General features: G+C 60.1%; 17 protein-coding genes and 1 pseudogene. 6 read left to right on the plus strand and 12 right to left on the minus strand.

Going from position 1 to position 26,123, the window contains the following annotated elements; all coding sequences use genetic code 11:
* Nucleotides 1-259: 259 nt before the first annotated feature.
* A pseudogene (locus E3O56_RS26850) lies at nt 260-2,074 on the plus strand (M10 family metallopeptidase C-terminal domain-containing protein); the annotation flags it as partial.
* A 29-nt stretch (nt 2,075-2,103) separates the two neighbouring features.
* On the opposite strand, the gene E3O56_RS06755 reads toward E3O56_RS26850, so the two are convergent.
* The 10 genes from E3O56_RS06755 to E3O56_RS06800 all read right to left on the minus strand — a co-directional run bounded on the left by E3O56_RS06755 (nt 2,104) and on the right by E3O56_RS06800 (nt 15,624).
* A complete protein-coding gene (locus tag E3O56_RS06755) occupies nt 2,104-3,807 on the minus strand; it encodes an AMP-binding protein (RefSeq protein WP_248128013.1) in 1,704 nt (567 codons plus the stop codon).
* A 31-nt stretch (nt 3,808-3,838) separates the two neighbouring features.
* On the minus strand, nt 3,839-5,137 hold the full coding sequence (locus E3O56_RS06760) for an acetyl-CoA C-acetyltransferase (protein WP_248128014.1): 1,299 nt from the start codon (nt 5,135-5,137) through the stop codon (nt 3,839-3,841).
* Complete coding sequence (locus E3O56_RS06765) at nt 5,137-6,024, minus strand: MaoC/PaaZ C-terminal domain-containing protein (protein ID WP_248091570.1); 888 nt, start codon at nt 6,022-6,024, stop codon at nt 5,137-5,139. Before E3O56_RS06765 ends, E3O56_RS06760 begins: the two co-directional genes overlap by 1 nt.
* Before the next feature lie 4 nt (nt 6,025-6,028).
* A complete protein-coding gene (locus E3O56_RS06770) occupies nt 6,029-7,372 on the minus strand; it encodes a 3-oxoacyl-ACP reductase (protein ID WP_248128015.1) in 1,344 nt (447 codons plus the stop codon).
* Nucleotides 7,373-7,451: 79 nt separating this feature from the next.
* Nucleotides 7,452-9,977 (minus strand): acyl-CoA dehydrogenase, encoded by a 2,526-nt coding sequence (locus tag E3O56_RS06775; RefSeq protein ID WP_248128016.1) that lies wholly within the window; start codon nt 9,975-9,977, stop codon nt 7,452-7,454.
* 229 nt (nt 9,978-10,206) lie between these two features.
* Complete coding sequence (locus E3O56_RS06780; RefSeq protein ID WP_103734977.1) at nt 10,207-11,658, minus strand: outer membrane protein transport protein; 1,452 nt, start codon at nt 11,656-11,658, stop codon at nt 10,207-10,209.
* A gap of 120 nt (nt 11,659-11,778) precedes the next feature.
* Entirely contained in the window at nt 11,779-12,282 is a 504-nt protein-coding gene (gene praB, locus E3O56_RS06785) for an alkane oxidation protein activator PraB (protein ID WP_032880810.1), read from the minus strand.
* A 134-nt stretch (nt 12,283-12,416) separates the two neighbouring features.
* Entirely contained in the window at nt 12,417-12,911 is a 495-nt protein-coding gene (gene praA, locus E3O56_RS06790) for an alkane oxidation protein activator PraA (protein WP_078821199.1), read from the minus strand.
* Between the two features lie 125 nt (nt 12,912-13,036).
* Nucleotides 13,037-14,317: an alkane 1-monooxygenase gene (locus E3O56_RS06795; protein ID WP_032880808.1), complete on the minus strand. Its 1,281-nt coding sequence runs from the start codon at nt 14,315-14,317 to the stop codon at nt 13,037-13,039.
* Between the two features lie 308 nt (nt 14,318-14,625).
* Nucleotides 14,626-15,624, minus strand: a complete 999-nt coding sequence (locus E3O56_RS06800) for an alpha/beta hydrolase (RefSeq protein WP_148853912.1) — start codon at nt 15,622-15,624, stop codon at nt 14,626-14,628.
* 290 nt (nt 15,625-15,914) lie between these two features.
* Between E3O56_RS06800 and E3O56_RS06805 the strand changes: the two genes are divergently transcribed.
* From E3O56_RS06805 to E3O56_RS06815, 3 genes are read left to right on the plus strand one after another with little or no spacing between them, the layout of a single operon-like run.
* Entirely contained in the window at nt 15,915-17,453 is a 1,539-nt protein-coding gene (locus E3O56_RS06805) for an NAD(P)/FAD-dependent oxidoreductase (RefSeq protein WP_248128017.1), read from the plus strand.
* Entirely contained in the window at nt 17,450-18,340 is an 891-nt protein-coding gene (locus tag E3O56_RS06810; protein WP_248128018.1) for an SDR family NAD(P)-dependent oxidoreductase, read from the plus strand. The genes E3O56_RS06805 and E3O56_RS06810 overlap by 4 nt, the downstream gene beginning before the upstream one ends.
* A 15-nt stretch (nt 18,341-18,355) precedes the next feature.
* Nucleotides 18,356-19,225 (plus strand): metal-dependent hydrolase, encoded by an 870-nt coding sequence (locus tag E3O56_RS06815; protein WP_248128019.1) that lies wholly within the window; start codon nt 18,356-18,358, stop codon nt 19,223-19,225.
* On the opposite strand, the gene E3O56_RS06820 is transcribed toward E3O56_RS06815, so the two are convergent.
* Nucleotides 19,222-21,858, minus strand: coding sequence for a glucosidase (locus E3O56_RS06820; RefSeq protein WP_103734972.1), 2,637 nt, complete (start codon nt 21,856-21,858; stop codon nt 19,222-19,224). The two genes, E3O56_RS06815 and E3O56_RS06820, sit on opposite strands and share 4 nt — an antisense overlap.
* Nucleotides 21,859-22,097: 239 nt before the next feature.
* Between E3O56_RS06820 and E3O56_RS06825 the strand changes: the two genes are divergently transcribed.
* A complete protein-coding gene (locus tag E3O56_RS06825) occupies nt 22,098-23,474 on the plus strand; it encodes a VOC family protein (protein WP_248128020.1) in 1,377 nt (458 codons plus the stop codon).
* A 139-nt stretch (nt 23,475-23,613) separates the two neighbouring features.
* On the opposite strand, the gene E3O56_RS06830 is transcribed toward E3O56_RS06825, so the two are convergent.
* Complete coding sequence (locus E3O56_RS06830; protein WP_032880801.1) at nt 23,614-23,838, minus strand: DUF465 domain-containing protein; 225 nt, start codon at nt 23,836-23,838, stop codon at nt 23,614-23,616.
* 175 nt (nt 23,839-24,013) lie between these two features.
* Between E3O56_RS06830 and tkt the strand changes: the two genes are divergently transcribed.
* Complete coding sequence (gene tkt, locus E3O56_RS06835; RefSeq protein WP_248128021.1) at nt 24,014-26,071, plus strand: transketolase; 2,058 nt, start codon at nt 24,014-24,016, stop codon at nt 26,069-26,071.
* Nucleotides 26,072-26,123: the final 52 nt, after the last annotated feature.

Raw genomic sequence — 26,123 nt, forward strand, 5'->3', positions numbered from 1 at the left:
GTCTAACTTACCCCCGCCTTCAACATCAATTGCAAGCATGGCCAGCAACTAATACCCACTTACTCAAGGGTCTCAATCATGTCGTCGATTCGCGCTTACTGCCCGCCCGCAAAATCGTTCTCTGTGACAACCGAAACTTGCAACTTATCCGCTAGCAACTCACTCTCTTCCGATCCTCCCAATGAAGTTGCTAAAAGTCTCACTCGCAGCAACTATAAAATACAAGATCGCAATGGTGACGGACAACTCACTGTGTCCTATGCATTTACCGAATTCAGCGAGACCAAAAAGAGAGCATTCAGGCAGGCACTTCGGTCTTGGGAAGATGTTATAAAAGTCAATTTTGTCGAAAATGGCAAAAATGCTGACACTCACCTGTCAGTTCGGGAAGTCTCAGGTGGGGGCGGTGACGCTACGTTGCCAAATGCTCACGGCGCTCAGGACGTAAACATCGGAAAAAATGAAGGGGCTGGGCTGCATGCGGCAATGGTCCACGAGATCGGGCACACCTTGGGACTTGAGCATCCGGATCTTGACCTGCCTCAAAGCAGCGACGTCTATAGCACTATGAGTTATAAATTCAGCTTGTTTCGCCCCAATGGAAATAATAAAAACTCGTTCGTATCGGACTCTTCCCAAACCCCGATGATGCACGATATTGCCGGCGCTCATCTGCAATACAAGGCCAACGACGAAACCCGTAAAGGCAATACGACCTACGGTTTCAACTCCAACACAGAGCGCGACCACTACACGTTGACCTCCCCCAACGACTTGCCGTTCTTTTGTGTCTGGGATAACGGCGGTGAAGACACTCTGGATTTTTCCGGTTTCAAAAAAAATCAAAGGATCAACTTGAACGCGGGAACACTCTCGGATGTCGGCGGCCGTGAGGGTAATGTATCAATTGCCAAGGGCGTTTATTGAAAATGCCATTGGCGGCTCGGGGCACGATGTGCTGATCGGCAATAATGCCAACAACCGCATGAGGGGAGGTGCTGGCGGCGACACGCTGACCGGTGGAGGTGGCGCAGATACTTTTGTATATAACAGTGTCAGCGACTCACCTGGTGAAAACCCCGATACACTCACAGACTTCACAAGTGGCATCGACAAGATTGACCTGACAACCATGTTGAAAGATGCGGGCATCCAGAAACCCAAGCTTGTTGACTGGCACACGGGGAAGAAAGGTGAACTGACGCTGGACTACGATGAGAGTATCAAGCGCTACAGGCTGATCATGAATGTAACTGGCGACCCCTATTCCATGCTGGTGATTCTGAGTGAAAAGCCCATAAAGCCCACAGATATTTTGACGAATGCCACCCCAGTGGTGCCACCTGAATCAAAACTTACACGCCCTTCCGTTCCCACTCCGGTACCCACGACGCCACCCCCGGTTACGCCTCCACTTGCGCAATCCACAGCCGCCGACACTGTCTACGGCTTCAACTCCAACACGGGCAAGCCCGAAACCAGCCTTACGTCTCCCACCGACAGGCCCGGTTTCAGCGTGCACGACAAACAAGGCAATGACACGCTGGACTTCTCTGGCTTCGCGCAAAACCAGCGAATCAACCTGGCCCCGGATTCACGCTCCAGCGTGGGTGGTTTGACTAACAACGTGCACATCAGCGCCCAAACCCTTATCGAAAACGCCAAAGGCGGCACAGGCAACGATCGTATTACCGGAAACAGTGCGGACAACGTCCTGACTGGAGGTGGCGGAGCCGACATACTGACCGGCAACGGTGGCTCCAACACGTTTACTTATCATGCCGCCGGCGACTCCCCGCGCAACAACGCTGACTTGCTTATGGACTTCACCACAGGCCAAGACAAAATCGACTTGAGCAGCCTGAGCGAAAATTCGCAAGTCCAACTCAACTACGTCAGTCAGTACAGCGGACAACCGGGCGATACCATCCTGACATTCAACCCAAAAACCAATAGGTACTTCCTCGGTGTCGATTTGACGGGAAATGGCAAGACTGATTTCTTGATCAAAAGCATCCGACCGATCCACAGCCAGGATGTCATTGGTCTCAATTTCCCCGACGATGGTTACCTCTGACGATTGGCCAGCCCCGGTAAACCGAGTCAGCGCAATGCGCGCCGCAGTACCTTGCCAACCGTCGTCTTGGGCAGCTCGGTACTGCGGAACTCCACATACCGGGGCACCTTGTACCCCGTCAGGTATCCCCGGCAATGCGCAAGAATCTGCTCCTGGGTCAGGGCCGGATCCTTGCGCACCACGATGATCTTGACCTTCTCCCCACTCACGGCATCTTCCACACCGATCGCCGCCACTTCCGCGACACCCGGGTGCATCGCCACCACATCCTCGATTTCATTGGGGTACACATTGAAACCCGAGACCAGGATCATGTCCTTCTTGCGGTCCACCAGGCGAATATAGCCGCGCGCGTCCATCACCCCGATATCACCGGTGGACAACCAACCGTCGGCATCCAATACCTCAGCGGTTTCCTTGGGCCGCTTCCAGTAGCCCTGCATCACTTGCGGGCCGCGTACTTGCAGCTCGCCTTGCTCGCCGATGTCAGCCAGCTCGCCGTCTTCGCGCATGAAACGCACCCAGGTCGACGGCAACGGCACGCCGATGCTGCCGGTAAATTCCATCTCGCGCATACGCGAAATATCGATAGGGCTGATGCTCACCACGGGCGAACACTCGGTCAGCCCGTAGCCTTCGATGATCGGCAGCCCGGTCACCTCCTTCCAGCGCTTGGCCACCGCGGTGTGGGTGGCCATACCGCCGGCGATCACCAGGCGCAGGTCGGAAAAATCCCGCGAGCAGAATTCCTTGTTCTCCAGCAAGCCATTAAACAGCGTGTTAACCCCGGCAATCCCGTTGAAGCGCTCTTTGCGCAGGATCATCTGCACCCGCTTCACGTCCCGCGGGTTGGCGATGAGGATATTGCGCCCACCCAGGCACATGAACATCAGGCAATTCACGGTCAGCGAAAAGATGTGGTAAAGCGGCAGCAGGGTCACATTGGTTTCCTGCTTGTGCTGGTCCAGTTGGTCGCCGACCCAGGCCTTGGCTTGCAGCAGGTTGGCAATGATATTGCGATGGCTGAGCATTACCCCCTTGGCATCGCCGGTAGTGCCGCCGGTGTACTGCAGGAAGGCCAGCTCATCGCGATCCAGCGCAACCGGCAAGTGGTGCAGCCCCCTGCCCTGTTCAAGCACCTGATTGAAGCGCAGCGCACCGGGCAGCTTGAAAGCCGGCACCTGCTTCTGCACGCGGCGCAGGATAAAGTTCATCGCCGCGCCCTTGAAGGTCCCCAGCAAATCACCGATAGCCGCGAGCACCACGCGCTTGACGCTGCTGCCGGCCATGGCTTTTTCCAGGGTGTGGGCGAAGTTCTCGAAGATCACCACGGTTTCGGCGCCGCTGTCCTTAAGCAAGTGCTTGAGTTCATGGGCGGTGTACAACGGGTTGACGTTGACCACCACGGCACCGGCCAGGATCGTGCCCAACAGGCAGATCGGGTATTGCAAGCAGTTGGGCATCATCAGCGCCACGCGGTCGCCCTTCTTTACGCCCTGGCCCTGTAACCAAGCGGCAAAGGCGATGCCCTGAACCCGCCAGTCGGCGTAGGTCATTTCGGTGCCGATGCTGACGTAGGCCACCCGCTCGCTGAATTTTTCCAGATGCTCCAGGAACACTTCACGCAGCGACGGATACTCCTCGATCCCGGCCTCGATATCGGCTGGAACGCCGGGCAGGTAAGTGTTCAACCAGATACGTTCGGTGTGTTCCAGGCTGATAGCGTTCATGGCAGTGTCCTTATTGTTGTTTTTAAAAGCGTTACTTTTCGACGATGGCGGTGATGCCCAATCCACCCGCCGCACAGATCGAGATCAGGCCGCGGCCACCACCGCGTTCATGGATCGCCTTGGCCAGCGCCGCCAATTGCCGACCGCCAGTGGCCGCGAACGGATGGCCGCAGCCCAGTGAGCCACCGTTGACGTTCATCTTGCTGCGCTCGATGGTGCCCAAGGGCGTCTCAAGGCCGAGCCGCTCGCGGCAATATTCAGGGTCTTCCCACGCTTTGAGCGTACACAGCACCTGGGCGGCAAACGCTTCGTGTATCTCGAATAAATCAAAGTCGGCAAAACTCAAGCCTTCCCGTTGCAACATGCGCGGCACGGCGTAGGCCGGTGCCATCAGCAGGCCCTCGGTGCCGTCGACAAAATTTACCGCCGCCGTCTCACCCGTGCGCAAGTAGGCCAGCACCGGCCAGCCATTGGCAGTGGCCCATTCTTCACTGGCAAGCAGCACCACCGAAGCGCCATCGGTCAAGGGCGTGGAGTTGCCGGCAGTGAGGGTGCCGTTCTGGCGGTCGAATACCGGCGACATGCCCGCCAGTTTCTCCAGGCTGATATCGGCACGCAGGTTATTGTCGCGGGCCAGGCCGCGATGGGGGCTGATCAGGTCGTTGAAAAAACCACGGTTGTAGGCCGCGTCCAATCGTTGATGGCTGGTAAGGGTCAACTCGTCCTGGGCCAGGCGCTTGATCTGCCAGCGCTTGGCCATTTCTTCGCAGTGCTCGCCCATGGACAGCCCCGTACGCGGCTCGCCATTGCGCGGCAGCAGCGGCTTGAACAACATCGACGGGCGCACGTTGAGGAGTTGCTTGAGCTTGTCGCCCATGCCCTTGGCGCGATTGGCCGCAAGCAAGGTATGGCGCAAGGATTCGTTGATACCAATAGGCGCGTCGGAGGTGGTGTCGGCGCCACCGGCAATGCCGACTTCGATCTGGCCCAGAGCGATTTTATTCGCCACCAGCAGCGCAGCTTCAAGCCCGGTGCCGCAGGCTTGCTGCACATCATAGGCCGGGGTTTGCGGCGACAGTGTGGTGGACAACAGCGCTTCACGGGCCAGGTTGAAATCCCGCGAATGCTTGATCACTGCCCCGGCGGCAAATTCGCCCAGGCGTTGGCCATGCAGGTTGTAACGGTCGACCAGGCCCTGGAGAGCGGCGACCAGCAGATCCTGGTTGCTGTGATGGGCATACACCGTGTTGGAGCGAGCAAACGGAATGCGATTGCCGCCGATAATCGCCACGCGGCGAGTTGGCGCCGGGTTGAAGCTGTAGTCACTCATCACTGGTTCTCTTTCCAAATAAACAGCCCGCGCATATGGGGTTTGTCCCCGGCGAAATTGCGCACTTCGAACTCACGGCGTGGGCCAGTCACCGGGTGGCTCCACAGGGCGACCTGGCCTGGCAGGAAAATCGGCAACTTGAAATCGCAATGCGCTTGCGCCTGCTCCAGGCCACCGGGCGGTTGTTGCGCCGCCAATGCACGGCCCAGCGTCCACATGCCATGGGCGATGGCACGGCGAAAACCAAAAAGCCTGGCCCCAATGACCGAGGTGTGAATCGGATTGAAATCCCCCGAAACCTTGGCAAAGCGTCGCCCCAGGTCGGCGGGAAGCACCCAGCGCTGGGTGCGCAGCAAGCCTTCCTCCTGCAATGGCAATGGGTCATTCCATGGCTCACCCACGGGGTTGTTGACGTTACGGCGCAGGTACAGGCTGTCGCTTTCCCACACCAGCGCGCCCGCACTGAAGGCACGGGTGGCGATGCTCAATGCCTGCCCCTTGGGATGCGCGACCCAGCGCTCGCAGTACACCTCCACGCGCAACGCCTGGCCCTGGTGCAGGCGCTGGTGCTGACGAATACGATTGGCCAGATGCACCATGCCGCTGGCCGGGTACGGAAAGCTTGGCCGGGTCAGCAGCATCAAGTGCAAGGGGAAGGCCAATACATGGGGGTAGGACAGCGGCACGCCCTGTTCGGGACGAAAGCCACAGGCCCGTGCGTAAGCGGCGATACCCGCGGGGGAAAGCGCCACTGCAGAGCGCACCAGGCACGCCGTGGGTAACAGCGGCGCACCGTCGAGCTTGGGCTTGCGCATAGCGCGCATACCGTCGAGCAGCAGCTGCGTGCGCGACGGCGGCGGGTCGATAATCTGCGTCACATAGTCCATCGCTTCAGGCTCCCAACAGGCTTTGGCCACACACTCGCACGACCTGGCCATTCACTCCGCCCGACGCAGGATGAGCCAGCCAGGCGATAGTCTCGGCCACATCAATGGGCTGCCCGCCCTGAGACAATGAATTCATGCGCCGCCCCGCCTCACGGATCATCAACGGGATCTTCGCGGTCATCTGGGTCTCGATAAAGCCGGGCGCCACCGCATTCACTGTGACCTGCCGGGCCGCCGCACGCGGTGCCAGACCTTGCACCAGGCCAATCACGCCCGCCTTGGAGGTGGCATAGTTGCTTTGCCCCAGGTTGCCGGCAATCCCTGAGATCGACGACACGCAGATGATGCGCCCACCGGCGTTGATGCCCTGGTTGTCGAGCAAGGCTTCACTGAGCTGCAACGGTGCCTGCAGGTTGACCGCCATCACGCTGCGCCAGGCGGCTTCGGTCATCTTGGCGATGGTCTTGTCACGGGTGATCCCGGCGTTGTGCACCACCACATCAAAGCCACCGTATTGGCTGACATGGGCTTGCAACAGCGCGGCGGTGTCGGCGGCGGTGATGTCCAGGGGCAACGACGACCCGCCGACGCTGGCGGCGGCCTGTTGCAAAGCTTGCTGGGCCTGGGGCACGTCCACGCACACCACATGGGCGCCGTCACGCGCCAGCACCTGGGCGATAGCCAGGCCGATGCCTCGGGAAGCACCGGTGACCAAGGCACGGTGACCGGCGAAGGGTTTGTCCCAATTGACGGTGGTGTTGCCATCCACAGGTCTTTCCAGGCGCACCACCTGCCCCGAGACATAGGCAGAGCGGCGTGAGAGGAAGAAGCGCAAACTGCTGTCCAACGCCTCCTCGGCACCCGGCGCCACATACAACAATTGCACGGTGATCGCCCGACGCAGCTCCTTGGCCAGCGAGCGCACCAAGCCCTCCAGAGCACGGTGAGCGATGGCCTGGGGCAAGTCCTTGCTGTGTTCCGGCGCGGTGCCGAGCACCACCACTCGGCCATGTTGACCGAGGCGTTTGGCATTGGCGTGGAAGAACAGGTAGAGCTCGTCCAACTGTTGCAGATCGACCACGCCACTGGCATCAAACACTGCGCCTTGCACCTTGACCGTGGACGGTGCCTTGAGGGTTGCCGCCGTGGCGGCGACGGTGTCGGTGGCGCTGAAGATACGCAGCACCGACGCCGCCAGGCGCCCTGCCCCGGCGATGATCACCGGGTTGGCCAGCCCGGCCTGGCCGCTGCGATGACGCTGCAGCGCCAAGGGTTGCGGCAAGCCAATAGCCTGGGCCAGGCGACGGCCCCAGGGGGAGTTGACGAATGAAAGGTAGTTGTCACTCATGGTAAGCACTCATTCACGCCACACATTTGCCTTGTAAACCCAATCAAATGTGGGAGGGGGCAAGCCCCCTCCCACACTGTCAATTCACCGGGGCGTTTTCGCTTTGGCTGCTGCGCCGTTTGGCGGCCGGTTCGAGCGCCTGCTTGCGCTGCTGCAACGCCTCCAGCAAACCAAAATCCTGGGGGAAGTCATCCACCTGGATACCGTGATCGGCGTATTCCACATAGCGGCCCAGCAAGGCGTCCTCGTCGTCGCTGATCAAGTCCAGCGCCCGCGCCTTGACGCGCCATTCGGTAAAGGCCGTGGCCGAAATCGGCAGCGGGCCAAGCAAACCTTGCTTGATGGCGGGTTTAAGCCGAGCCTCGATCGACTCCACCTGTGGCAGTAAACGAAAGCCCAATTCGCCGTAGGCCAGCTTGTCGATTTCCGGGCGCGGTATGTAGGAATTGGCCAGCAAGCGGTCGCGGGTTTCCCCAGGGGTTTGCACCACATCGGCCACTTGCGCCAACAGACGATCCGACGGTTTGTGCAGGGGAATGCCAAACGGAAAACTCAACGCGCGCACCACCCTCGCCGCTGGTTTCGACGGGTAGTTGTCGAGCACCTCAGCCAAGGCTTCATGGGCGCGCAGCAACGCGTCCTGCGCCGCCCAATGCACCAGCGGCAGATCTTCCTGGGGCCGGCCGTCGTCCTCGAAACGCTTGAGTACGCACGACAGGATGTACAGCTGCGACAGAATATCCCCCAAACGCCCGGTGATACTTTCCTTGCGCTTGAGGGCCCCCCCGAGCACGCCCATGGAAATGTCCGAGATCAACGCCAACACCACCGACAGCCGATTGGCCTGACGGTAGTAGGACGCCAGCGCCGGGTCGGTCTTGGCTGGCGCGGCGAGCAGGCGCCCGCCGGTCAGGGAATGCACCGCTGCGCGGACGGTGTTGGCCAGCACAAAACTCACATGGCCGAACATCGCGCTGTCGAAGTCTTCCAGCGCCTTGCGCCGGTCCGGGTTGCGCGCCGCTTCCATTTCGCGCAACACATAGGGGTGGCAACGAATCAGGCCCTGGCCAAAGATGATCAGGCAGCGGGTCATGATGTTGGCGCCTTCCACCGTAATGGCGATGGGGCTTTGCTGATAGGCACGGGCGAGGAAGTTATTGGGCCCCATGCAGATGCCCTTGCCGGCGACAATGTCCATGCCGTCGTTGACGATGATGCGCGCGCGCTCAGTGACGTGGTATTTGGCAATGGCTGAGATCACTGAAGGTTTCTCACCGGCATCCAGGGACGCTACCGACACCTTGCGCAACGCATCGCAGGCATACAGGTGCCCGGCCATGCGCGCCAACGGAGCCTGCACCCCTTCGAACTTGCCGATGGGCAAGCCGAACTGCTTGCGCATCGCCGCATAGGCTGTAGTACCGCGCACGGCGACCTTGCCCAGGCCAACGTTCGCCGAAGGCAGGGAAATCGCCCGGCCCGCGGCCAGGCACTCCATCAACATGCGCCAGCCGTTACCGACTTGTTCACGGCCGCCAATCACCCACTCCAGTGGAATGAATACGTCCTTGCCGGTGGTAGGACCGTTCTGGAACACCGCATTCAGCGGCCAGTGACGACGACCGCTGTTCACCCCTGGATGAGAAGTCGGGATCAGCGCACAGGTAATACCCAGGGAACCGGCCGCGCCCAGCAGGCCGTCCGGGTCTTCGGCGCGAAATGCCAGGCCCAGTACCGTGGCAATCGGGCCAAGGGTGATGTAACGCTTGTCCCAGGTCACTTTGAAACCCAGCACTTCTTCGCCTTCGTGCAGACCTTTGCAGACAATGCCCAGGTCCGGGATCGCACCCGCATCAGAGCCGGCATACGGGCTGGTCAAGGCAAAACACGGGATGTCTTCGCCCCGCGCCAGGCGCGGCAGGTAGTAATTGCGCTGGGCGTCGGTGCCGTAATGCAGCAGCAATTCGGCCGGGCCCAGGGAGTTGGGCACCATCACCGAAATCGCCGCCGCCGAGCAGCGAGTCGACAGCTTCATCACCACCTGGGAGTGGGCGTAGTGGGAGAAGCCTTTGCCTCCGTACTGCTTGGGAATAATCATGCCGAGGAACCCGGCGTCCTTGGTGTATTGCCAGCCTTCGGGGGACATGTCCTGCCAGACTTGGGTGGTTTCCCAGTCGTTGGCAATGTCGCACAGGGTTTCGACCTCATTGTCGAGAAAGGCTTGCTCCTCCGCACTCAGGCTGGCCGGCGCGGCTTGCAACAGGCGCTGCCAGTTGGGCTTGCCGCTGAACAGCTCGGCATCCCACCACACAGTGCCGGACTCGATGGCCGCACGCTCGGTGTCGGACATCGCCGGCATGATCGTGCGAAACAGGCCTAGGGCCTTGCTGGTCAACAGCGTGCGGCGCAGGGGTTTGAGCGCCAGCACCAGGGCCGGCAACACCACCAGTACCGCCGCGACGGCGGTGCCCAGGCCGGCCACGACGTTGAACAGGTAACCCGCTGCCAGCCAAACCAGGCCAGTGACCAGCCACAGGGTAGCGGCGGCTTGTCGATACGCCAGGGCAATCGCTGCTGCGAAACCCACCAATAACCAGATAAGCATAGGGATACCTCTACTTGATTCGAGATGTGGCCAAAGCACAGGCAGGTCGAGCTGCGCGGCGGCGTAAAACCACACTACAAACTTGAATGACTAAATTCAAATTTTGTTTTGAAATTTTTATTTAGTCATTGAGCGCAATAATTTGAGGCCGAACGAAGGCCTCAAAACAGTTATCAAAATCGTTGAGCAGCGAGCACCAGATGCTCTGGTACTCGCTGTCAGGGTGGGCTCAGAACTTGTACGTGGCTGACAGGCTGACAATATCGCCTGAGGACTCGGCCTTGCCGTCAAGCCTGCCACCGCCCAGTCGGTCTACGTTCTGGGTCTTGATGTTGACCTTCTCGACAAATTGATGCGAGTACGCGGCGTCCAGAGTCAAGCCAGGAACGGCTTTGATATCGTAGCCCGCACCCAAAGAGAGAAAATAACGGTCACCGTCAGGAATACGCGGATCGCGCGTCGAATTGCGGGTTGGCGTTTGGTCATAGGCCACACCAGCGCGCAAGGTCAGCTCGTCCGTTGCCTTGAAATCTCCCCCCACCGAGTACATCCACGCATCTTTGTAGTTATAGGGAATGGCGACGATAGTCGAACCCTGAGACTTGAGCGTGAGGTCCTTGAAGGACGACCACTGGGTCCACATGGCGCTGACACCCAAGGTCCAGCGGTCGTTGAACTGGTGCACCCAGTCGAGCGCCGCGGTGGCTGGAATATCCAACTGAGTACTGGCATGGGCGCCACCGGGGTACAGCGTCAGGCCCGGATAAGCCGTTTCGACCAGCGTCTTGCCGTTACCGAAGATCGTATCGTCAGTCATCAGGCCATTGTTCAAGGCATCAGCCCGGACGCTGTATTTGCCTGTCAGCTTGTTTTTGATTTTGGCGTGATAGTTAAGGCCCAGCGAGTCTCGATCAGTCGGCTTCCAGACAACACCGGTAAACCAGCCAGTGGAGATGTTATCGACCTTCACCCGCATCAGCGCGGTGCCGACGCCCGCCGGAAATGCCCCGTTACCCAAGCCTGGTGAGACTGACGCGGCCGAAAACAGGTCAACATTCTGGCTGACGAAGCCTTGACTGCGCTGAACGATAAGGCCCCCCCCGATGGAGAAGTCGTCACGCACCTTGAAGGATAAGGAGCCCGTCAGACCGACGGTCTCGATTTTGGTGTCCACGGCGAAGTCGCGAAACTTGGAGTTTTCATTCCAGGTGGTGCGCATACCTTGCGGCACGACCTGACTGAGGCCGAATGCAAAGCGGTCACCGATTGGAATAACGAGGAAGCCGGTAGGCAACCAGGCGGTGAAACCACCCTGGCCGCCATCGTTGTTATTGAGTGCTGCAGTGCTGGGGTCAAAGCTGCCATCAGGCATTACCGCCGTATTACTGACCGGGTTACCGGTGTAATCATAGGCTTGGCCGCTGTATTTGATTTTGACCCGGGCATAGTCAACGGTCTGTTGAACCACGGACTGGTCGACGAACGCCATGGCCGCCGGGTTGTTGTAGGCAGAGCTTGGATCATTCTTGAACAGAGAGCCGCCGCCGAATGCCCGGCCCCAGCCTGGAGCACCATAAGTCGGCGTGGAGAAACCACCCGCCTGCACGGGCGCAGTCGTCATCAAGCCTCCCAATATTGCCAGCCCCAGCAGTGTTTGAGCCTGTTGTTTCTTACTGATCATGCGGCACTCCTTATTATTATGCGCTCCCGGCATGGCCGGCTTTCCACGTCAGCCGGCACCTCTGGCGAGGTACCGGCCTTTCAGCGGGTGATCAACCCTTTATCCAGCAACAAGCAGCCGTTATGGATTGACGGTCAGGCCAGCAGCAGTGGTGGTCAGCGAGACCACGTTGCAGCCACCGCTCAGAGCCTGGTTGGCAGCCGTAAGCGTGTGAGTCGCAGCATTCCAGGCCACGCTGATAGTGGATGGACCGCAGTCGGTACCTGGGATTACGATGGTCTTTTTAATGGTGTAACCAACGTTCTCTACTTGGCCGGTAGTGCCCGACAAGGCCGTCAGCTTCCAGCCTGGCGACGGGATGCTTTTCAAGGTGGGCAATGCACACAGGCCACCGCCGGTCAGCGAGGCATTGTTGATAGTCGCAACGCCGCCGCTGACATTGCCGCTGAAGGTAATGCCACAGGTCACAGAGCCCCCGAACGACGACGGTGACTGCACCACGATGGAGCCTGCGGTCGTGGTGAAAGGGCCTTCCGGGCTGATTGAAGCCGCACTGGCCATCGAAGCAGCACCCATGCAAACAGCCAGGGCAGTCAACGACACGAGAGTTTTCAAGCTTTTCATTGTTTTTCCTCACATGTTATGGCGATTCATTTCGCCAGGGGTAATGGCCATGATCGAGAGGTCACGGTGAAACTGCAGAACTTCCCTTTCCAGCCAAATTTCAATGCATTTACCGCTGCAACAGTTGGAACGGTTTATTCGACCACTTTGAAGTTGGGCGGCATCTTGATGGATACCGTGTTGATCTTGCAGTCTTCGCCAATAGCAACATTGGCGGCTTCCAACTTGCCTGTGGCGTTATCCCAAGTACCGTCGGCGGTTGAAGGGCCGCACTTGCCGCCCAGGCCAAAGGCGTGCACATCGACGCTGATCCTGGACATCGAGCCACTCTTTGTATCTTTGGCGACCAGCACCCAGGGCAAATTGATCGCTTCGACACGGCTGCATTTGAGGCCACCGTCAAACTCGACTTTATCGACATTCACCGATGAGCCATCGGCCGCGACCTTGCCGGCCACCTTGATCGTGCAGTCGGCGCTGATCAGCTTGCCTTTGGAAAAGCTGATGGGCCCTTGAGCCGTGAAGGCACTGCCGGCAGGTTCGATACGGGCAGCCTGGGCCTGGTGATAAACAATCAGGCCCATCGCTGCCAGCAGGATATGGGCGGTGAACTTGGCAGAACTTTGCATGGTGTACGTCCTTCCCTTGAAATTATTTTTGTAGGGTCAAACCACGTTCTTGCACCTGATACTGGGGGCGACAAGGACCTGCGCGATACACAGATCCCGAGTACGCCCGTACTGCTTACTTCATCTCAAAACGGCTTGGCGCTGTTGCTGTACTTCTCCAGATACTTCAAACGCTGTGACGGTTGAAGATTGGTCAGGGTGATATCCCCGGCATAATGATTGAGTACCCGATGGTCCATACGACGTCGCCACAGGTAAGGCACATAGGCCCAGACAATCATGCTCGCGTAACCATACGGAAGTTGCGGTGACTCATCGAAGTGGCGCAACGACTGATAACTGCGCGTGGGGTTGGCATGGTGATCGGAATGCCGCTGAAGTTGGAACAGGAAGATATTGGTGACAATCCGGTTACTGTTCCATGAATGGCGCGGCGAGCAGCGTTCGTAACGGCCATTGGGCAACTTCTGGCGCTTGAGGCCGTAATGCTCGACGTAGTTCACCACCTCCAGCAACGAGAACCCGTAGATGCCCTGGATGATCAGGAACGGAATCACCGCCGCGCCCAACCAGGCAATCATCGCGCCCCACAACACCACGCTGTACATCCAGGCACTGAGCACGGCGTTCTTCCAGTGCAAGGCCGGCAAACCGAGTTTGCGCAGGCGTTCGCGCTCCAGGTTCCAGGCCGACACGGCGCTGAACCACACCGAACGCGGCAGGAATGCCCAAAAACTTTCCCCCAGCCGCGAACTGGCGGGATCTTCCGGGGTGGCGACCCGAACGTGATGGCCGCGGTTATGTTCGGTGTAGAAGTGCCCGTAGAACGTCGGCGCCAGGGTGACCTTGGCCAGGAACACTTCCAGGGGCTTGGGTTTGTGCCCCAGTTCATGGGCGGTGTTGATCGCGATGCCCGTGGCAGCGCCGGTGGACATTGCCATACCCAGGTAAGTGAACACGCTGATGTGGCCATGCAGTTCAGTGCGTGCGGTGACGAATGCAGCAGCCTTGGCCAGCCAGCTCGACGGCTCAAGTGTGGCCGTGGCGTTCAGCAGGCCGCCGTTGATGATCCAGTCGATGCCACCGGCGGCCAGCCAGCCGGTGATAATCACTGAAGAGATCACAAACAGCACGCCGGTGTAGACGATCCAGCGATAATAACGTTGGGATTCAAGGTTGCTGACGGCAGATTCAGGCGGGTTGCTGACATCTTCGCCGAGCAAGCCGTCGATCAGGGGGATCAAGCCGAAGATCACCAGCACACCCACCCACCACAATTGCTGTACGCCGGTGCCGATCGCCAGGGCGCCGGAGAGCAAGGGGGTTGCCAGTGGCATGATGCCGAGCCACCACAGGTGGCGCTTTGCGTCGGTCCAGACGTGCGGGGCGGCCAGGGTCTGATTCATGGCAACCTCCGTACACATCCGGTGTGCATTGGGGCAGCAAACAGGTTTACGGAGCGCTGACTGCCCCGAGAAATCAACCATGCGATAAAAGGCGTTTTTTTCATTATTTTATTCGCTCTTAGGCATTTCAAAAATAATTTCAAATTACACATTGAAATAATTTTTTTAAATAAATAGCGCGGAATCGTTAGGTCGTCAACTAGTTTCTCCCGCCCTTTTTACCGTGACCGGGCAGTCTCTTTTTCAGCCGTCTGGTCAGGTGTCTAGGACAGGCATCAACGCCTTTGAACCGCGAGTCGGGTGCACCCTTATCTACTCGCCAGGGCCTTGGGAGGGTGCAACAGCCGGATGCCTGCCCCGGGCCTGACGCGCTTGGCGACCTGCTCCACCAGCGCCACCACTCGCTCTGTCGCGGTGATCGGCAACATATGCCCACAGCCTTCGACCACTTGCATTTTCAGCCCTGGCACCTTGCTCGCCAGGGCCTGGCCGTGTTTCTGAAAGTCGAGCACCTTGTCGCGGGTGCCATAGATCAGCCCGATGGGCAAGGTCAGTTGCGGGTAGCGCTTGACCATGTCGGGCAGGTGGTCGTTGACCCGGTTGATTTCGGTGGACGCGGCATAGAAGTTGTCTGGACGCATGCCCAGCAGCCCGCCGCCCCGGGTGGCGAAGTCCGGCGGTGCGGCATCGGGGCCGAAGACGCCTTTGACCACTGCATTTTTACTCAGCAGGCCAACAGGCATCGTCAGGGTGTGGGCCATCCAGCGTCGCAGCCAGGCCGGGCGCACCGATAATGACAGGAACACCAGCGGCAACATGCGTTGCGGGTGAGTCAAAGGCGCTACCAGTACCAACCCGGATACCGCATGGGGATGGTCGAGGGCCAGCGCCAGAGCAACCGCGCCACCCAGGGAATGGCCCAGCACCAACGGCTTGCCCAGGTCGAGCGTGTCGATAAAGGCCGCGATTTGTCGGGCCTGACCCGGTAAGTCTGCGGCCGTGCCACTGTGTCGGCTGGAATAGCCTGACCCCGGCCGGTCGAGGGTGATCACGCGAAAATGCTCTCGCAACTGACCGGACAAGGCATATGTGAGGTTACGGCTGCTGCCCATCAGCCCGTGGATCATCACCAGCGGCGGGCCCTTGCCCTCTTCGACATAATGAAAGCGCTCGCCATCCACCTCGACGAAACGCCCGTTGATCGGAACCCGCGCTTCAATGCGCCGCGTCATCCAGGCACTCAAGCCCCATAACGCCACGCTGGCGCCGGCCAGCACACCCGCAGCGACAACCCATTCCACAGCCATAGCTCGGTCCTCTGCTTCCCTGCTGCTGGCGACCCGACCGGAATTGATCAGGGCCTCAGCCATCGTCCACCCCTTGGACCTGGACGTCCTGCATACCACGCTCGTCCGTCGGACAAATCGCACATGCGGAACAAGGTCCTAGCGTAGGCGAAATTTTCAGGTAGATTATTTAAAATCTTTTTTAAAATAATTAATTCAATTTTCCTTTGCAATGGTGTTCTATCTAAAAGACAAAACAAAAAGAGGAGCACATCCGATGCCCACCCGCTTTCTATCTATGAGGCACGCCCATGACTGCCCACAGTGATTCAATTGACATTGCCATCATTGGCTCGGGGTTCGCTGGCCTGTGTATGGCGATCAAGCTCAAGGAGGCCGGGCTCACCGACTTCTTCATCGCCGAACAGGCCGAGACCCTCGGCGGTACCTGGCGCGATAACCACTACCCGGGTTGCGCCTGTGACGTGCAGTCCCATGTGTATTCATTTTCCTTCGCGCCCAACCCGGACTGGTCGCGACAGTTCGCGACACAACCTGAGATCCGCGCCTATCTGGAACACTGCGCCACACGTTTTGAGCTGGCGCCCTATCTGCGTTTTGGCATGGCCCTGCAACGTGCGGTGTTTGATGAGCAACAGCAGCGCTGGCACCTGAGCTTCAGCAATGGCCGCCAAGTCAGCGCACGGGTGCTGGTCTCGGCCATGGGCGGGCTGTCTCGCCCGGCGCTGCCGGATATCCCGGGGCTGGACAGCTTCAACGGCAAGCGTTTTCACTCCCAGCAGTGGGACCATGACTACTCGTTGAAAGGCAAGCGCGTGGCCGTGATCGGCACCGGCGCCAGTGCCATCCAGTTCGTGCCGCAGATCGCGCCACAAGTGGCGCACCTGGACCTGTTCCAGCGCACGCCGCCCTGGATCATGCCCAAACCGGACCGGCCGATTTCAACGCTTGAACGCTGGCTGTTCAAACACCTGCCGTTCACCCAAAAGCTGGTGCGCGGCGCGTTTTATTGGGCACTGGAAGGCCGGGTGGTGGGTTTTGCCTTGCACCCACGCCTGATGAAGATGGTGCAGAAAATCGCCCTGCGGCATCTGCGCAAACAAGTGGCCCGCCCTTCCCTGCGCAAGACGCTGACGCCGGACTACACCATCGGCTGCAAGCGCGTGCTGATCTCCAATGACTACTACCCGGCGCTGTCGCGCAGTAATGTCGAGGTGGTCACCGACAGGGTGCTGCGCATCGAAGCTGACGGTGTGATCACCGCCGACGGGATCAAGCATCCCGCTGACTGCCTGATCTTCGGCACCGGCTTCCAGGCCAGCGACCCCTTGCCGCGAGACTGCATCATCGGCCGCGACGGCATCGACCTGATGGACGCCTGGAGCGACGGCGCCCATGCCTTCAAAGGCACCACCGTGCCGGGCTATCCCAACCTGTTTCTGATCGTCGGACCCAACACCGGCCTGGGGCATAACTCGATGATCCTGATGATCGAAGCTCAGGTCACCTACATCCTCGATGCCTTGAAACATATGCGGCGCCAGCGCATTGCCACGGTCGAGGTCAAACCCGCCGTAGAGCACGCCTACAACCACCAGTTGCAGGACAAGCTCAAGCGCACCATCTGGAACACCGGCGGCTGCCAGAGCTGGTACCTGGACCCACGCACCGGCAAGAACACCACGCTGTGGCCCGGTTCTACCTGGCGTTTCAAACAGCTCACCCGTCACTTTGCGCTCAAGGACTACGTCGCCAGCCCGTTGCCGGCGCCCGCTCTGCCACGTCCCGTACCAGCCCCTCACTCCGCAACAGAAGGCAGCCTGTCATGAAGTCATTCAATGGCCGCGTTGCGGCGATCACCGGTGCAGCCTCCGGCATGGGCCGCGCATTGGCTTTAGCCTTGGCACGCGAAGGCTGCCACCTGGCCTTGGCCGACAAGAACAACCAGGGGTTGGAACAGACCCTGGAGCTGATCCGCACATCGACCTTGTCGCCCGTGACCGTTACCACGCAGGTGCTGGACGTCTCTGACCGCCAAGCCATGCAGGATTGGGCTGCACGCTGTGCCGCGGAACATGGCCAGGTCAACCTGGTGTTCAACAATGCCGGGGTGGCGCTGTCGAGTACCGTCGAAGGCGTGGACTACGCCGACCTGGAATGGATCGTCGGCATCAACTTCTGGGGCGTGGTGCATGGCACCAAGGCGTTCCTGCCGTATCTCAAGGCCAGCGGCGAAGGCCACATAGTCAATACTTCCAGCGTGTTCGGCCTGTTCGCCCAACCCGGCATGAGCGGTTACAACGCCACCAAGTTTGCTGTGCGCGGGTTCACCGAGGCTCTGCGCCAGGAACTCGACCTGCAACGCTGCGGCGTATCGGCCACCTGTGTGCACCCCGGTGGTATTCGTACTGATATCTGCCGCAGCAGCCGTATCGACGCGAACATGACCGGTTTCCTCATCCACAGCGAACAACAGGCCCGCGCCGATTTCGAAAAGCTGTTCATTACCGACGCCGACCAGGCCGCCAAAGTGATCCTGCTAGGTGTACGCAAAAACAAGCGCCGTGTGCTGATCGGCCGCGACGCCTATTTTCTCGACCTGCTCGCCCGTTGCCTGCCTTCGGCCTATCAGGCACTGGTGGTGTTTGCCAGCAAACGCATGGCGCCCAAGCCGCGCACACAGGTCTTTGAAACCAACGACCAGTCCCATCTCTGAACAGGAGGACGCAGCATGTTGCCGATCCGTCGCGATATCCGTTTTGCCTTGCCTGCCGAGCGCATCAAAGACTGGCATGAACAAGGGCCGGTGATCAGCCACTTCTTCAACGCCCTGTCGTTGCTGTTTCCCCAGGGCGAGCTGTTTTTCATGGACAGCGTGCGCCACTACCGCGGGCAGATCGACGATCCCGAACTGAAAAAGGAAATCCAGGGTTTCATAGGCCAGGAGGCCATGCACAGCCGCGAACATGTGGCCTATAACGACCTGCTGCAAGCGGCGGGCTTGCCGGCGCACACCCTCGACCGACGCCTGAAGTTCTTCCTCGACTTGCAGAAGAAACACCTGCCGCCGTCGTTCAACCTGGCGGTGACCATCGCTCTTGAGCACTACACTGCGATGCTGGCGGAAATCCTGTTGAGCGACCCCTCGCGCTTTGGTGATTCACTCAAGGGTTACCAGCAGATGTGGTATTGGCACGCCTTGGAAGAAACCGAACATAAAGCCGTAGCCTTCGATGTATGGAACCAGGTAATCAAACCCGGCCCCGCACGCTACCTGCTGCGCACCGGCACCATGCTGACCACCACCGTCATGTTCTGGCTAGTGGTGCTGGACTTCCACGTGCGGCTGCTGATTGCCGACCGCAGCTCGGGCGGCACGCTGAAGGGGCTGTGGCGCATGGTCAAATACTTGTACGGCCCCAAGGGCGTGTTCCCGCGGATGCTCAGGCCGTGGCTGCATTATTTCAAACCGGGGTTTCACCCCTGGGAACATGACAACCGCGCACGCCTGGCGGGCATAGATGGCTTGCTTGAAGAGATCGAGCGCACGCGGCGCCAAAGGGGTGTAGCTACCGATGCCTATGCACGCCATGGGTGCTAGACCTTTGGCTGCAGCAGCAAGGCGACCAGGGCGCTCCACCCCGTTTGGTGCGACGCCCCCAACCCTCGCCCTGTCTCGCCATGAAAGTATTCATGAAACAACACCAGATCGCGGCTGGCCGGGTCCGCCTCCAGCTGCGCATACCCTGCCATGGATGGCCGCAGGCCATTTTCATCGCGCAGGAATAATCCGGTCAGGCGCTGGCTGAGGCTGTCGGCCACGTCTTCCAGCGACGCCAGATAGCCGCTGCCTGTGGGGTATTCCACTGAGAAGTTATCCGCGTAGTAACGGTGAAATTCGCGCAGCGATTCGATCAACATGTAGTTCACCGGCATCCACAGCGGCCCGCGCCAATTGGAGTTGCCGCCGTACAGGCGAGAGTCGGATTCGCCGGGCTGGTAACTGGCGCACAGGGTGTCGCCATTCATCTTCAGCGCCAGGGGTTGCTCTGCAAAGGTCTTGGACAAGGCGCGCACACCGAAGGTCGACAAGAACTCCTGGTCATCCAACATGCGGCGCAGCAAATCCTTGGTACGCTCGCCACGCAGCAACGCCAACAACAGGCGATTGCCCTGCCCCGGTTCGTTCCAGCGCGAGACCAGTTTGGCCAGGTCGGGCCGGTGATGCATAAACCCCAGCAGACGCTCGCGCAGGCCTTTCAAGCCTTCATGTTCGCGCTGTTCCAGCACCAGCACAGCGAACAGCGGCATCAGGCCGACGATGGACCGCAAACGCACCGGTTCGCTCTGGCCGTCGGGACGGTGCAGTACGTCGTAGAAGAACAGGTCCTGCTCATCCCACAAGCCTTCGGCACTGTCATCGACGCGGTTGATGGCGCCGGCGATATACAGGAAGTGCTCGAAAAACTTTACCGCAATGTCCACGTACACGGCGTTGCGCTTGGCCAGCTCCAGCCCGATGCGCATCAGATCCAGGGCATAGGCCGCGACCCAGGCAGTGCCATCGGCCTGGTCCAACTGGTAACCCGGCGGCAGCGTGGCCGAGCGGTCGAACAAGGCGATATTGTCCAGGCCCAGAAAACCACCCTGGAACAGGTTGCGGCCTTCAGCGTCCTTGCGGTTGACCCACCAGGAAAAATTCAGCAGCAGCTTGTGGAAGATCCGCTCCAGAAAGTCCATATCGCCCACGCCGGTCAGCGCCTTGTCTTGCTGATACACGCGCCAGCTGGCCCAGGCATGCACTGGCGGGTTGGCATCGTCGAAGCGCCATTCGTAGGCGGGCAATTGGCCGTTGGGGTGCATGAAACGGTCTTTAACCAGCAACAGCAGCTGTTGCTTGGCGTAGCCGGGATCGATCAGCGCCATGGCCACCGCCTGGAAGCCTTGGTCCCAGGAGGCGTACCACGGGTATTCCCAGGTATCGGGCATGGACAGGATGTCGAAGTTGGACAGGTGCCGCCAATGGGTATTACGGATATGCAAACGCTCGGGCGGCGGCGCAGGCTGGGCCGGATCGCCGTCGAGCCACTGGTTGACGTCGAAATAGTACAACTGCTTGGACCACAGCAAGCCGGCCAGGGCCTGGCGCTGCACATTGCGCGCATCGTCATCGGCGATACCCTGTTGCAGGGCTGCGTAGAAGTCATCGGCCTCGCGGCGGCGCTGTTCGAACAACTTGCGTGCGTTGACCTCGGGGGCGTCCAGAGGGGCAAAGCGCAGATAGAGGCTTTTGCTTTCCAGGCCCGCTAATTCAAGACTGAATCGCGCCGCCACCTTGGTGCCCGCGTCACCGCGAATGGCCCCTTGATCACCCTCCACCACGTAATCGTTGATGCCATCCTTGAACGGCCCGGACGTCGGCTGCCCGCCCAGTTTGGCGAAGTTGCTCTCGTTTTCGCAGAACAACCATTGCCACCCATCCTGGCCCCAGGCGGTGAGCTGGCGATCGTCCATCTCATGATGACGGGCGAGCACGCGGTCGCCGTCCAGCGTCAACCTGGGTTTGGGCGCATCAAAGGTCCAGCTCCAGTCATTGCGCGCCCACAACTGGGGCAGCACCTGCAGACGTGTCGGCTGCTCCGAGCGGTTGTGCACGGTGACACGCATGAAAATATCGTCGGGCTGGTGCTTGGCGTATTCGACGCTGATGTCGCAGTAACGGTTGTCTTCAAACACGCCGGTATCAAGGATTTCATACTCGGTATCGCCCAGCCCACGGCGAGCGTTTTCAGCGATCAGGTCGGCATAGGGAAAGGCGGCATGGGGGTATTTGTAGAGCATGCGCATGTAGGCATGGCTCGGTACGCCATCGACGAAAAAGTACAGTTCCTTGACGTCTTCACCGTGGTTGCCTTCAGCGTTATTGAGGCCGAACAGGCGCTCCTTGAGGATCGCATCCCGTTCGTTCCACAGCGCCAGGCCCAGGCACCAGCGTTGTGCCTTGTCGCTGAAACCGGCCAGGCCGTCCTCGCCCCAGCGATAAGCGCGGCTGCGCGCCTGTTCATGGGGGAAGTAGGCCCAGGCGTCGCCATCGGCGCTGTAGTCTTCGCGCACGGTGCCCCACTGGCGTTCGCTCAAGTACGGGCCCCACTCACGCCAACGCTCGGCATCTTGCGTCGCCAGGCGCTGGCCTTCAATCGTGTCAAGCAGGCGGTTTGCGGGTACGGCCGTCATTGAGTCCTCCATCACCTACACAGTGAGGCGCAGTGTAGAACCCAATGGTGCCCGGTTGCACATGAAGACTCACAGCACCAGGCGTTGACAAGCCGCTGGGGCTGGGTTTGCTCCTGTTCATGGCATCTCATTCATTTGCAGAATGAAGTCCAGAGGAATCTTCGTTTGCAAGCCGGCCTGCGCCTCAACAAAATCGGGCAAAGGTCATTTTGCTCGCCACAGCCATCAGGAATTTTTCTATGCACGCCACTGCACATGTCAGCCCCGATGAGATCCGCAAGGGCTTTTCCAAGGCCATGTCCGACATGTACCGCGATGAAGTACCTCTGTACGGCGCGCTGCTGGAACTGGTGGCCCAAACCAATGCACGCGTACTCGACAGCCAACCTGAGCTGGTGCAGCAGTTGCAGCGCACCGGAGAAATCCAGCGCCTGGACATGGAGCGCCATGGTGCCATCCGCCTGGGTACTGCCGCAGAACTGGCGACAATCAGCCGCCTGTTCGCGGTCATGGGCATGCAACCGGTGGGCTACTACGACCTCACCCCCGCCGGTGTGCCGGTGCATTCCACGGCCTTTCGCGCCGTGCATGAGCACGCGCTGCAAACCAGCCCGTTCCGGGTGTTCACTTCGCTGCTGCGCCTGGAGCTGATCGAAAACCTGGAGCTGCGCACCTTCGCCGAAAGTGCCCTGGCCAAGCGCTCGATCTTCACCCCCGGCGCCCTGGCGCTGATCGAACAGGCCGAAACACAGGGCGGCTTGAATGCCCGCGACGCCCAGGCTTTCATCGACGAGGCGCTGGAGACGTTCCGCTGGCATAACACCGCCACCGTGACAGGCGCGCAATACGAGCAACTGAGCAACCAGCACCGCCTGATCGCCGACGTGGTCGCCTTCAGGGGCCCGCATATCAACCATCTCACGCCACGCACCCTGGACATCGACCAGGTACAGGCCGCCATGCCCGGCAAAGGCATTACGCCCAAAGCCGTGATCGAAGGCCCACCCCGGCGCCATTGCCCGATCCTGCTGCGCCAGACCAGCTTCAAGGCGCTCGACGAACCGATCGCGTTCACCGACGCCCACGGCAGCCACAGCGCACGCTTTGGCGAAATCGAACAACGCGGTGTAGCGCTCACGCCTAAAGGCCGCGCCCTGTACGACCAACTGCTGAACGCCGCCCGCGATGAACTCGGCGCGTCCCCCAATGAGGCCAACGCCGAACGTTATGTGCAATTGATGGAACGGCACTTTACGGCGTTCCCGGATACCCCCGCACAGATGCGCGAGCAGGGCCTGGCGTACTTTCGTTACTTCGTTACCGCAAAGGGCCTGGCGGCACGCGGCCAGCCCGAGCAGCCGCGAACGTTGCAAGCGCTGGTCAACGCCGATCACGTGGCGGTGGAGCCATTGGTGTATGAGGATTTTCTGCCGGTCAGTGCGGCGGGGATTTTCCAGTCAAACCTGGGGGATGCGGCGCAGAGTCATTACGCGGCCAACGCCAACCAGGCGCAATTCGAACAGGCGCTGGGGCGCAAGACGATTGATGAGTTGCAGCTTTACGGCGAGACGCAGCAGCGCTCCATTGATGAATGCCTGGGCACACTGCTGGCCTGAAATAGGGTGTCCTCCCCGGCTCAGCGGCACAATCCTTGCGCCGCAACAGTCCCCAGAGCCGGGTGGACGGGGCGCATCATAAAGACACAGTCCTGCGATGTCCCGCATACAAATCTGAACAAATATTGCCGTTTTGCGCCTAGCCTAATCGCCCGGCGATTTCGTCCTTGATCAGCAGCCGTTTCTTCTTCAGGTTTTCCACTTTCTCATCGCTGGCACTGGCTTTTTCCGCCTCCAGCACATTCGCGTCGGCATCGTCATATTGAGTGAGCAGCGAATCCAGCCGTTTGTCGTCCGCCCTGCGCTTGTGAACGTCTTCCTTGCTGACACCCAAGTCCTCATACAGGTCGTGTTTCACTGGCATGGCGTACCTCCACAAATTGATCAATGGTCTACGCCCTTGAAGCTAGCCCATTCCAATGGGTCTTGTCATGTTTGAGGTCAATACAGTCCCGTTCGTCGTGCAGCATGCGATGGGATCAAACCTTTGCCGTGCCCTGCCCTCCACTGTAGATCGCCACCCGAGGGAGACAGGTTTCATGAATCACGCTGCCACTGCTGCCGACACTCAATGCATCAACACGCTTCGCACCCTGGCCATGGACGCTGTACAGAAGGCCAATTCGGGGCATCCGGGCACGCCCATGGGCCTGGCGCCGGTGGGTTATACGTTGTGGAGTCGCTTCCTGCGTTATCACCCCGAACATCCCGATTGGCCTAACCGTGACCGTTTTGTGTTGTCAGTGGGGCATGCGTCGATGCTGCTGTATTCGCTGTTGCATCTGGCCGGTGTGGTGGAGATTGACGCCCACGGCCAGCGCTCCGGCCAGCCGGCCATCAGCCTCGACGATATCAAGCAGTTCCGGCAGATGGGTTCCAAGACCCCAGGCCACCCCGAATACCGCATGACCACCGGCGTGGAAACCACCACCGGCCCGCTCGGCCAGGGCTGCGCCAACAGCGTGGGCATGGCCATGGCCCAGCGTTGGCTGGCCGAACGCTTCAACCGCGACGGCCAGGTGCTGTTCGACTACGACGTCTACACCCTGTGCGGTGACGGCGACATGATGGAAGGCATCAGCAGCGAGGCGGCCTCGATGGCCGGCCACTTGAAGCTGGATAACCTGTGCTGGATCTACGACAACAACACCATCAGCATCGAGGGCCACACTGAACTGGCCTTCAGCGAAGACGTGATCAAGCGCTTCCAGGCCTACGGCTGGCACACCCAGCACGTCACCGACGCCAATGACTTGCAGGCGTTGAGCGTGGCGCTGGAAACCTTCAAGGCCAATACCGGCGCGCCGACCCTGATCGTGGTCGACAGCGTGATCGGCTATGGCTCGCCGCACAAGCACAACACCGCCGCCGCCCACGGCGAGCCTCTGGGCGAAGACGAGATTCGCCTGACCAAGGCTGCCTATGGCTGGCCGCAGGATTCGAACTTCCTGGTGCCCGACGAAGCCCGCACGGTACTGCGCGATGCCCTCTACGAACGCGCCGAACCGCTGTTCGCCGAATGGAACCAGACCCTGGCATCCCTCGACCCGCAACGGGCCGATGAACTGCACCGGATGCGCGCCGGCGAAATGCCCGAGCAATGGCAGGCGCACCTGCCCAGCTTCGCCGCCGATGCCAAGGGCGTCGCCAGCCGGGCCTCCGGCGGCGAGGTATTGAATGCCTTCGCCCAACAGATCCCCTGGTTGCTGGGCGGCTCGGCGGATCTGTCGCCGTCGACCAAAACCAACCTGACGTTCGACGGCGCCGGGCGCTTCAGCGCCGATGACTACAGCGGGCGAAACCTGCACTTCGGCATCCGCGAGCACGCCATGGGCGCAATTGCCAATGGCATGGCACTGTCCTACCTGCGCCCGTACACCTCGACCTTCCTGGTGTTCAGCGACTATATGAAACCACCGATCCGCCTGGCGGCGATCATGGAATTGCCGGTGATTTTCGTGTTTACCCATGACTCCATCGGCGTGGGTGAAGACGGGCCGACGCACCAACCGATCGAACACCTGACCCAACTGCGCGCCACGCCAGGGCTGCTGACTCTGCGCCCGGGCGACGCCAATGAAACCCTGGAGTTGTGGAAGGTGGCCCTGGCGCAAACCCATCGGCCAAGCTGCGTGGTGCTGTCGCGCCAGGCGCTGCCAACCCTGGATCGCACCCAGTATGCGTGCGCCTCCGGTGCGGCCAAAGGTGCCTATGTATTGGCCGCTGCGGATAAGCCTGAAGTCATTCTGATCGCGACAGGCAGTGAGGTCAGCCTGGCGGTGGCCGCTTACGAGCAACTCACGGGCGAAGGCGTGGCCGCGCAAGTGGTATCGATGCCGAGTTGGGAGTTGTTTGAAGACCAGGATCAAGCCTACCGCGACAGCGTCTTGCCGCCTGCGATAAAAGCGCGGGTGGTGGTGGAACAGGCGGGGCCCCTGGGTTGGGATCGCTATGTCGGGCAAACCGGTGCCAAGGTGGTGATGAACAGCTTTGGCGCGTCGGCGCCATTGGCCAAGTTGCAGGAGAAGTTCGGGTTTACCGTGGAGAATGTGGTGAAGCTGGCCAAGGAGCAGATCCAGCATAATCTCACTGACTAGCGCTTGGCTTAATGTGGGAGGGGGCTTGCTCCCTCCCACATTTGGTCATCAA

Origin of the sequence: Pseudomonas sp. W2Aug9 (assembly GCF_023127755.1) — a bacterium.
Lineage (GTDB): Bacteria > Pseudomonadota > Gammaproteobacteria > Pseudomonadales > Pseudomonadaceae > Aquipseudomonas > Aquipseudomonas synxantha_A.

What these genes read in the sequence shown, in the direction of transcription:
- E3O56_RS06825 (WP_248128020.1), top strand. Translation starts at nt 22,098, where the DNA reads ATGCACGCCACTGCACATGTCAGCCCCGATGAGATCCGCAAGGGCTTT.
- E3O56_RS06775 (WP_248128016.1), bottom strand. Translation starts at nt 9,977, where the DNA reads ATGCTTATCTGGTTATTGGTGGGTTTCGCAGCAGCGATTGCCCTGGCG.
- E3O56_RS06810 (WP_248128018.1), top strand. Translation starts at nt 17,450, where the DNA reads ATGAAGTCATTCAATGGCCGCGTTGCGGCGATCACCGGTGCAGCCTCC.
- E3O56_RS06765 (WP_248091570.1), bottom strand. Translation starts at nt 6,024, where the DNA reads ATGGACTATGTGACGCAGATTATCGACCCGCCGCCGTCGCGCACGCAG.
- E3O56_RS06805 (WP_248128017.1), top strand. Translation starts at nt 15,915, where the DNA reads ATGACTGCCCACAGTGATTCAATTGACATTGCCATCATTGGCTCGGGG.
- E3O56_RS06760 (WP_248128014.1), bottom strand. Translation starts at nt 5,137, where the DNA reads ATGAGTGACTACAGCTTCAACCCGGCGCCAACTCGCCGCGTGGCGATT.
- E3O56_RS06815 (WP_248128019.1), top strand. Translation starts at nt 18,356, where the DNA reads ATGTTGCCGATCCGTCGCGATATCCGTTTTGCCTTGCCTGCCGAGCGC.
- E3O56_RS06820 (WP_103734972.1), bottom strand. Translation starts at nt 21,858, where the DNA reads ATGACGGCCGTACCCGCAAACCGCCTGCTTGACACGATTGAAGGCCAG.
- E3O56_RS06755 (WP_248128013.1), bottom strand. Translation starts at nt 3,807, where the DNA reads ATGAACGCTATCAGCCTGGAACACACCGAACGTATCTGGTTGAACACT.
- E3O56_RS06800 (WP_148853912.1), bottom strand. Translation starts at nt 15,624, where the DNA reads ATGGCTGTGGAATGGGTTGTCGCTGCGGGTGTGCTGGCCGGCGCCAGC.
- praA (WP_078821199.1), bottom strand. Translation starts at nt 12,911, where the DNA reads ATGCAAAGTTCTGCCAAGTTCACCGCCCATATCCTGCTGGCAGCGATG.
- tkt (WP_248128021.1), top strand. Translation starts at nt 24,014, where the DNA reads ATGAATCACGCTGCCACTGCTGCCGACACTCAATGCATCAACACGCTT.
- praB (WP_032880810.1), bottom strand. Translation starts at nt 12,282, where the DNA reads ATGAAAAGCTTGAAAACTCTCGTGTCGTTGACTGCCCTGGCTGTTTGC.
- E3O56_RS06830 (WP_032880801.1), bottom strand. Translation starts at nt 23,838, where the DNA reads ATGCCAGTGAAACACGACCTGTATGAGGACTTGGGTGTCAGCAAGGAA.
- E3O56_RS06770 (WP_248128015.1), bottom strand. Translation starts at nt 7,372, where the DNA reads ATGAGTGACAACTACCTTTCATTCGTCAACTCCCCCTGGGGCCGTCGC.
- E3O56_RS06795 (WP_032880808.1), bottom strand. Translation starts at nt 14,317, where the DNA reads ATGAATCAGACCCTGGCCGCCCCGCACGTCTGGACCGACGCAAAGCGC.
- E3O56_RS06780 (WP_103734977.1), bottom strand. Translation starts at nt 11,658, where the DNA reads ATGATCAGTAAGAAACAACAGGCTCAAACACTGCTGGGGCTGGCAATA.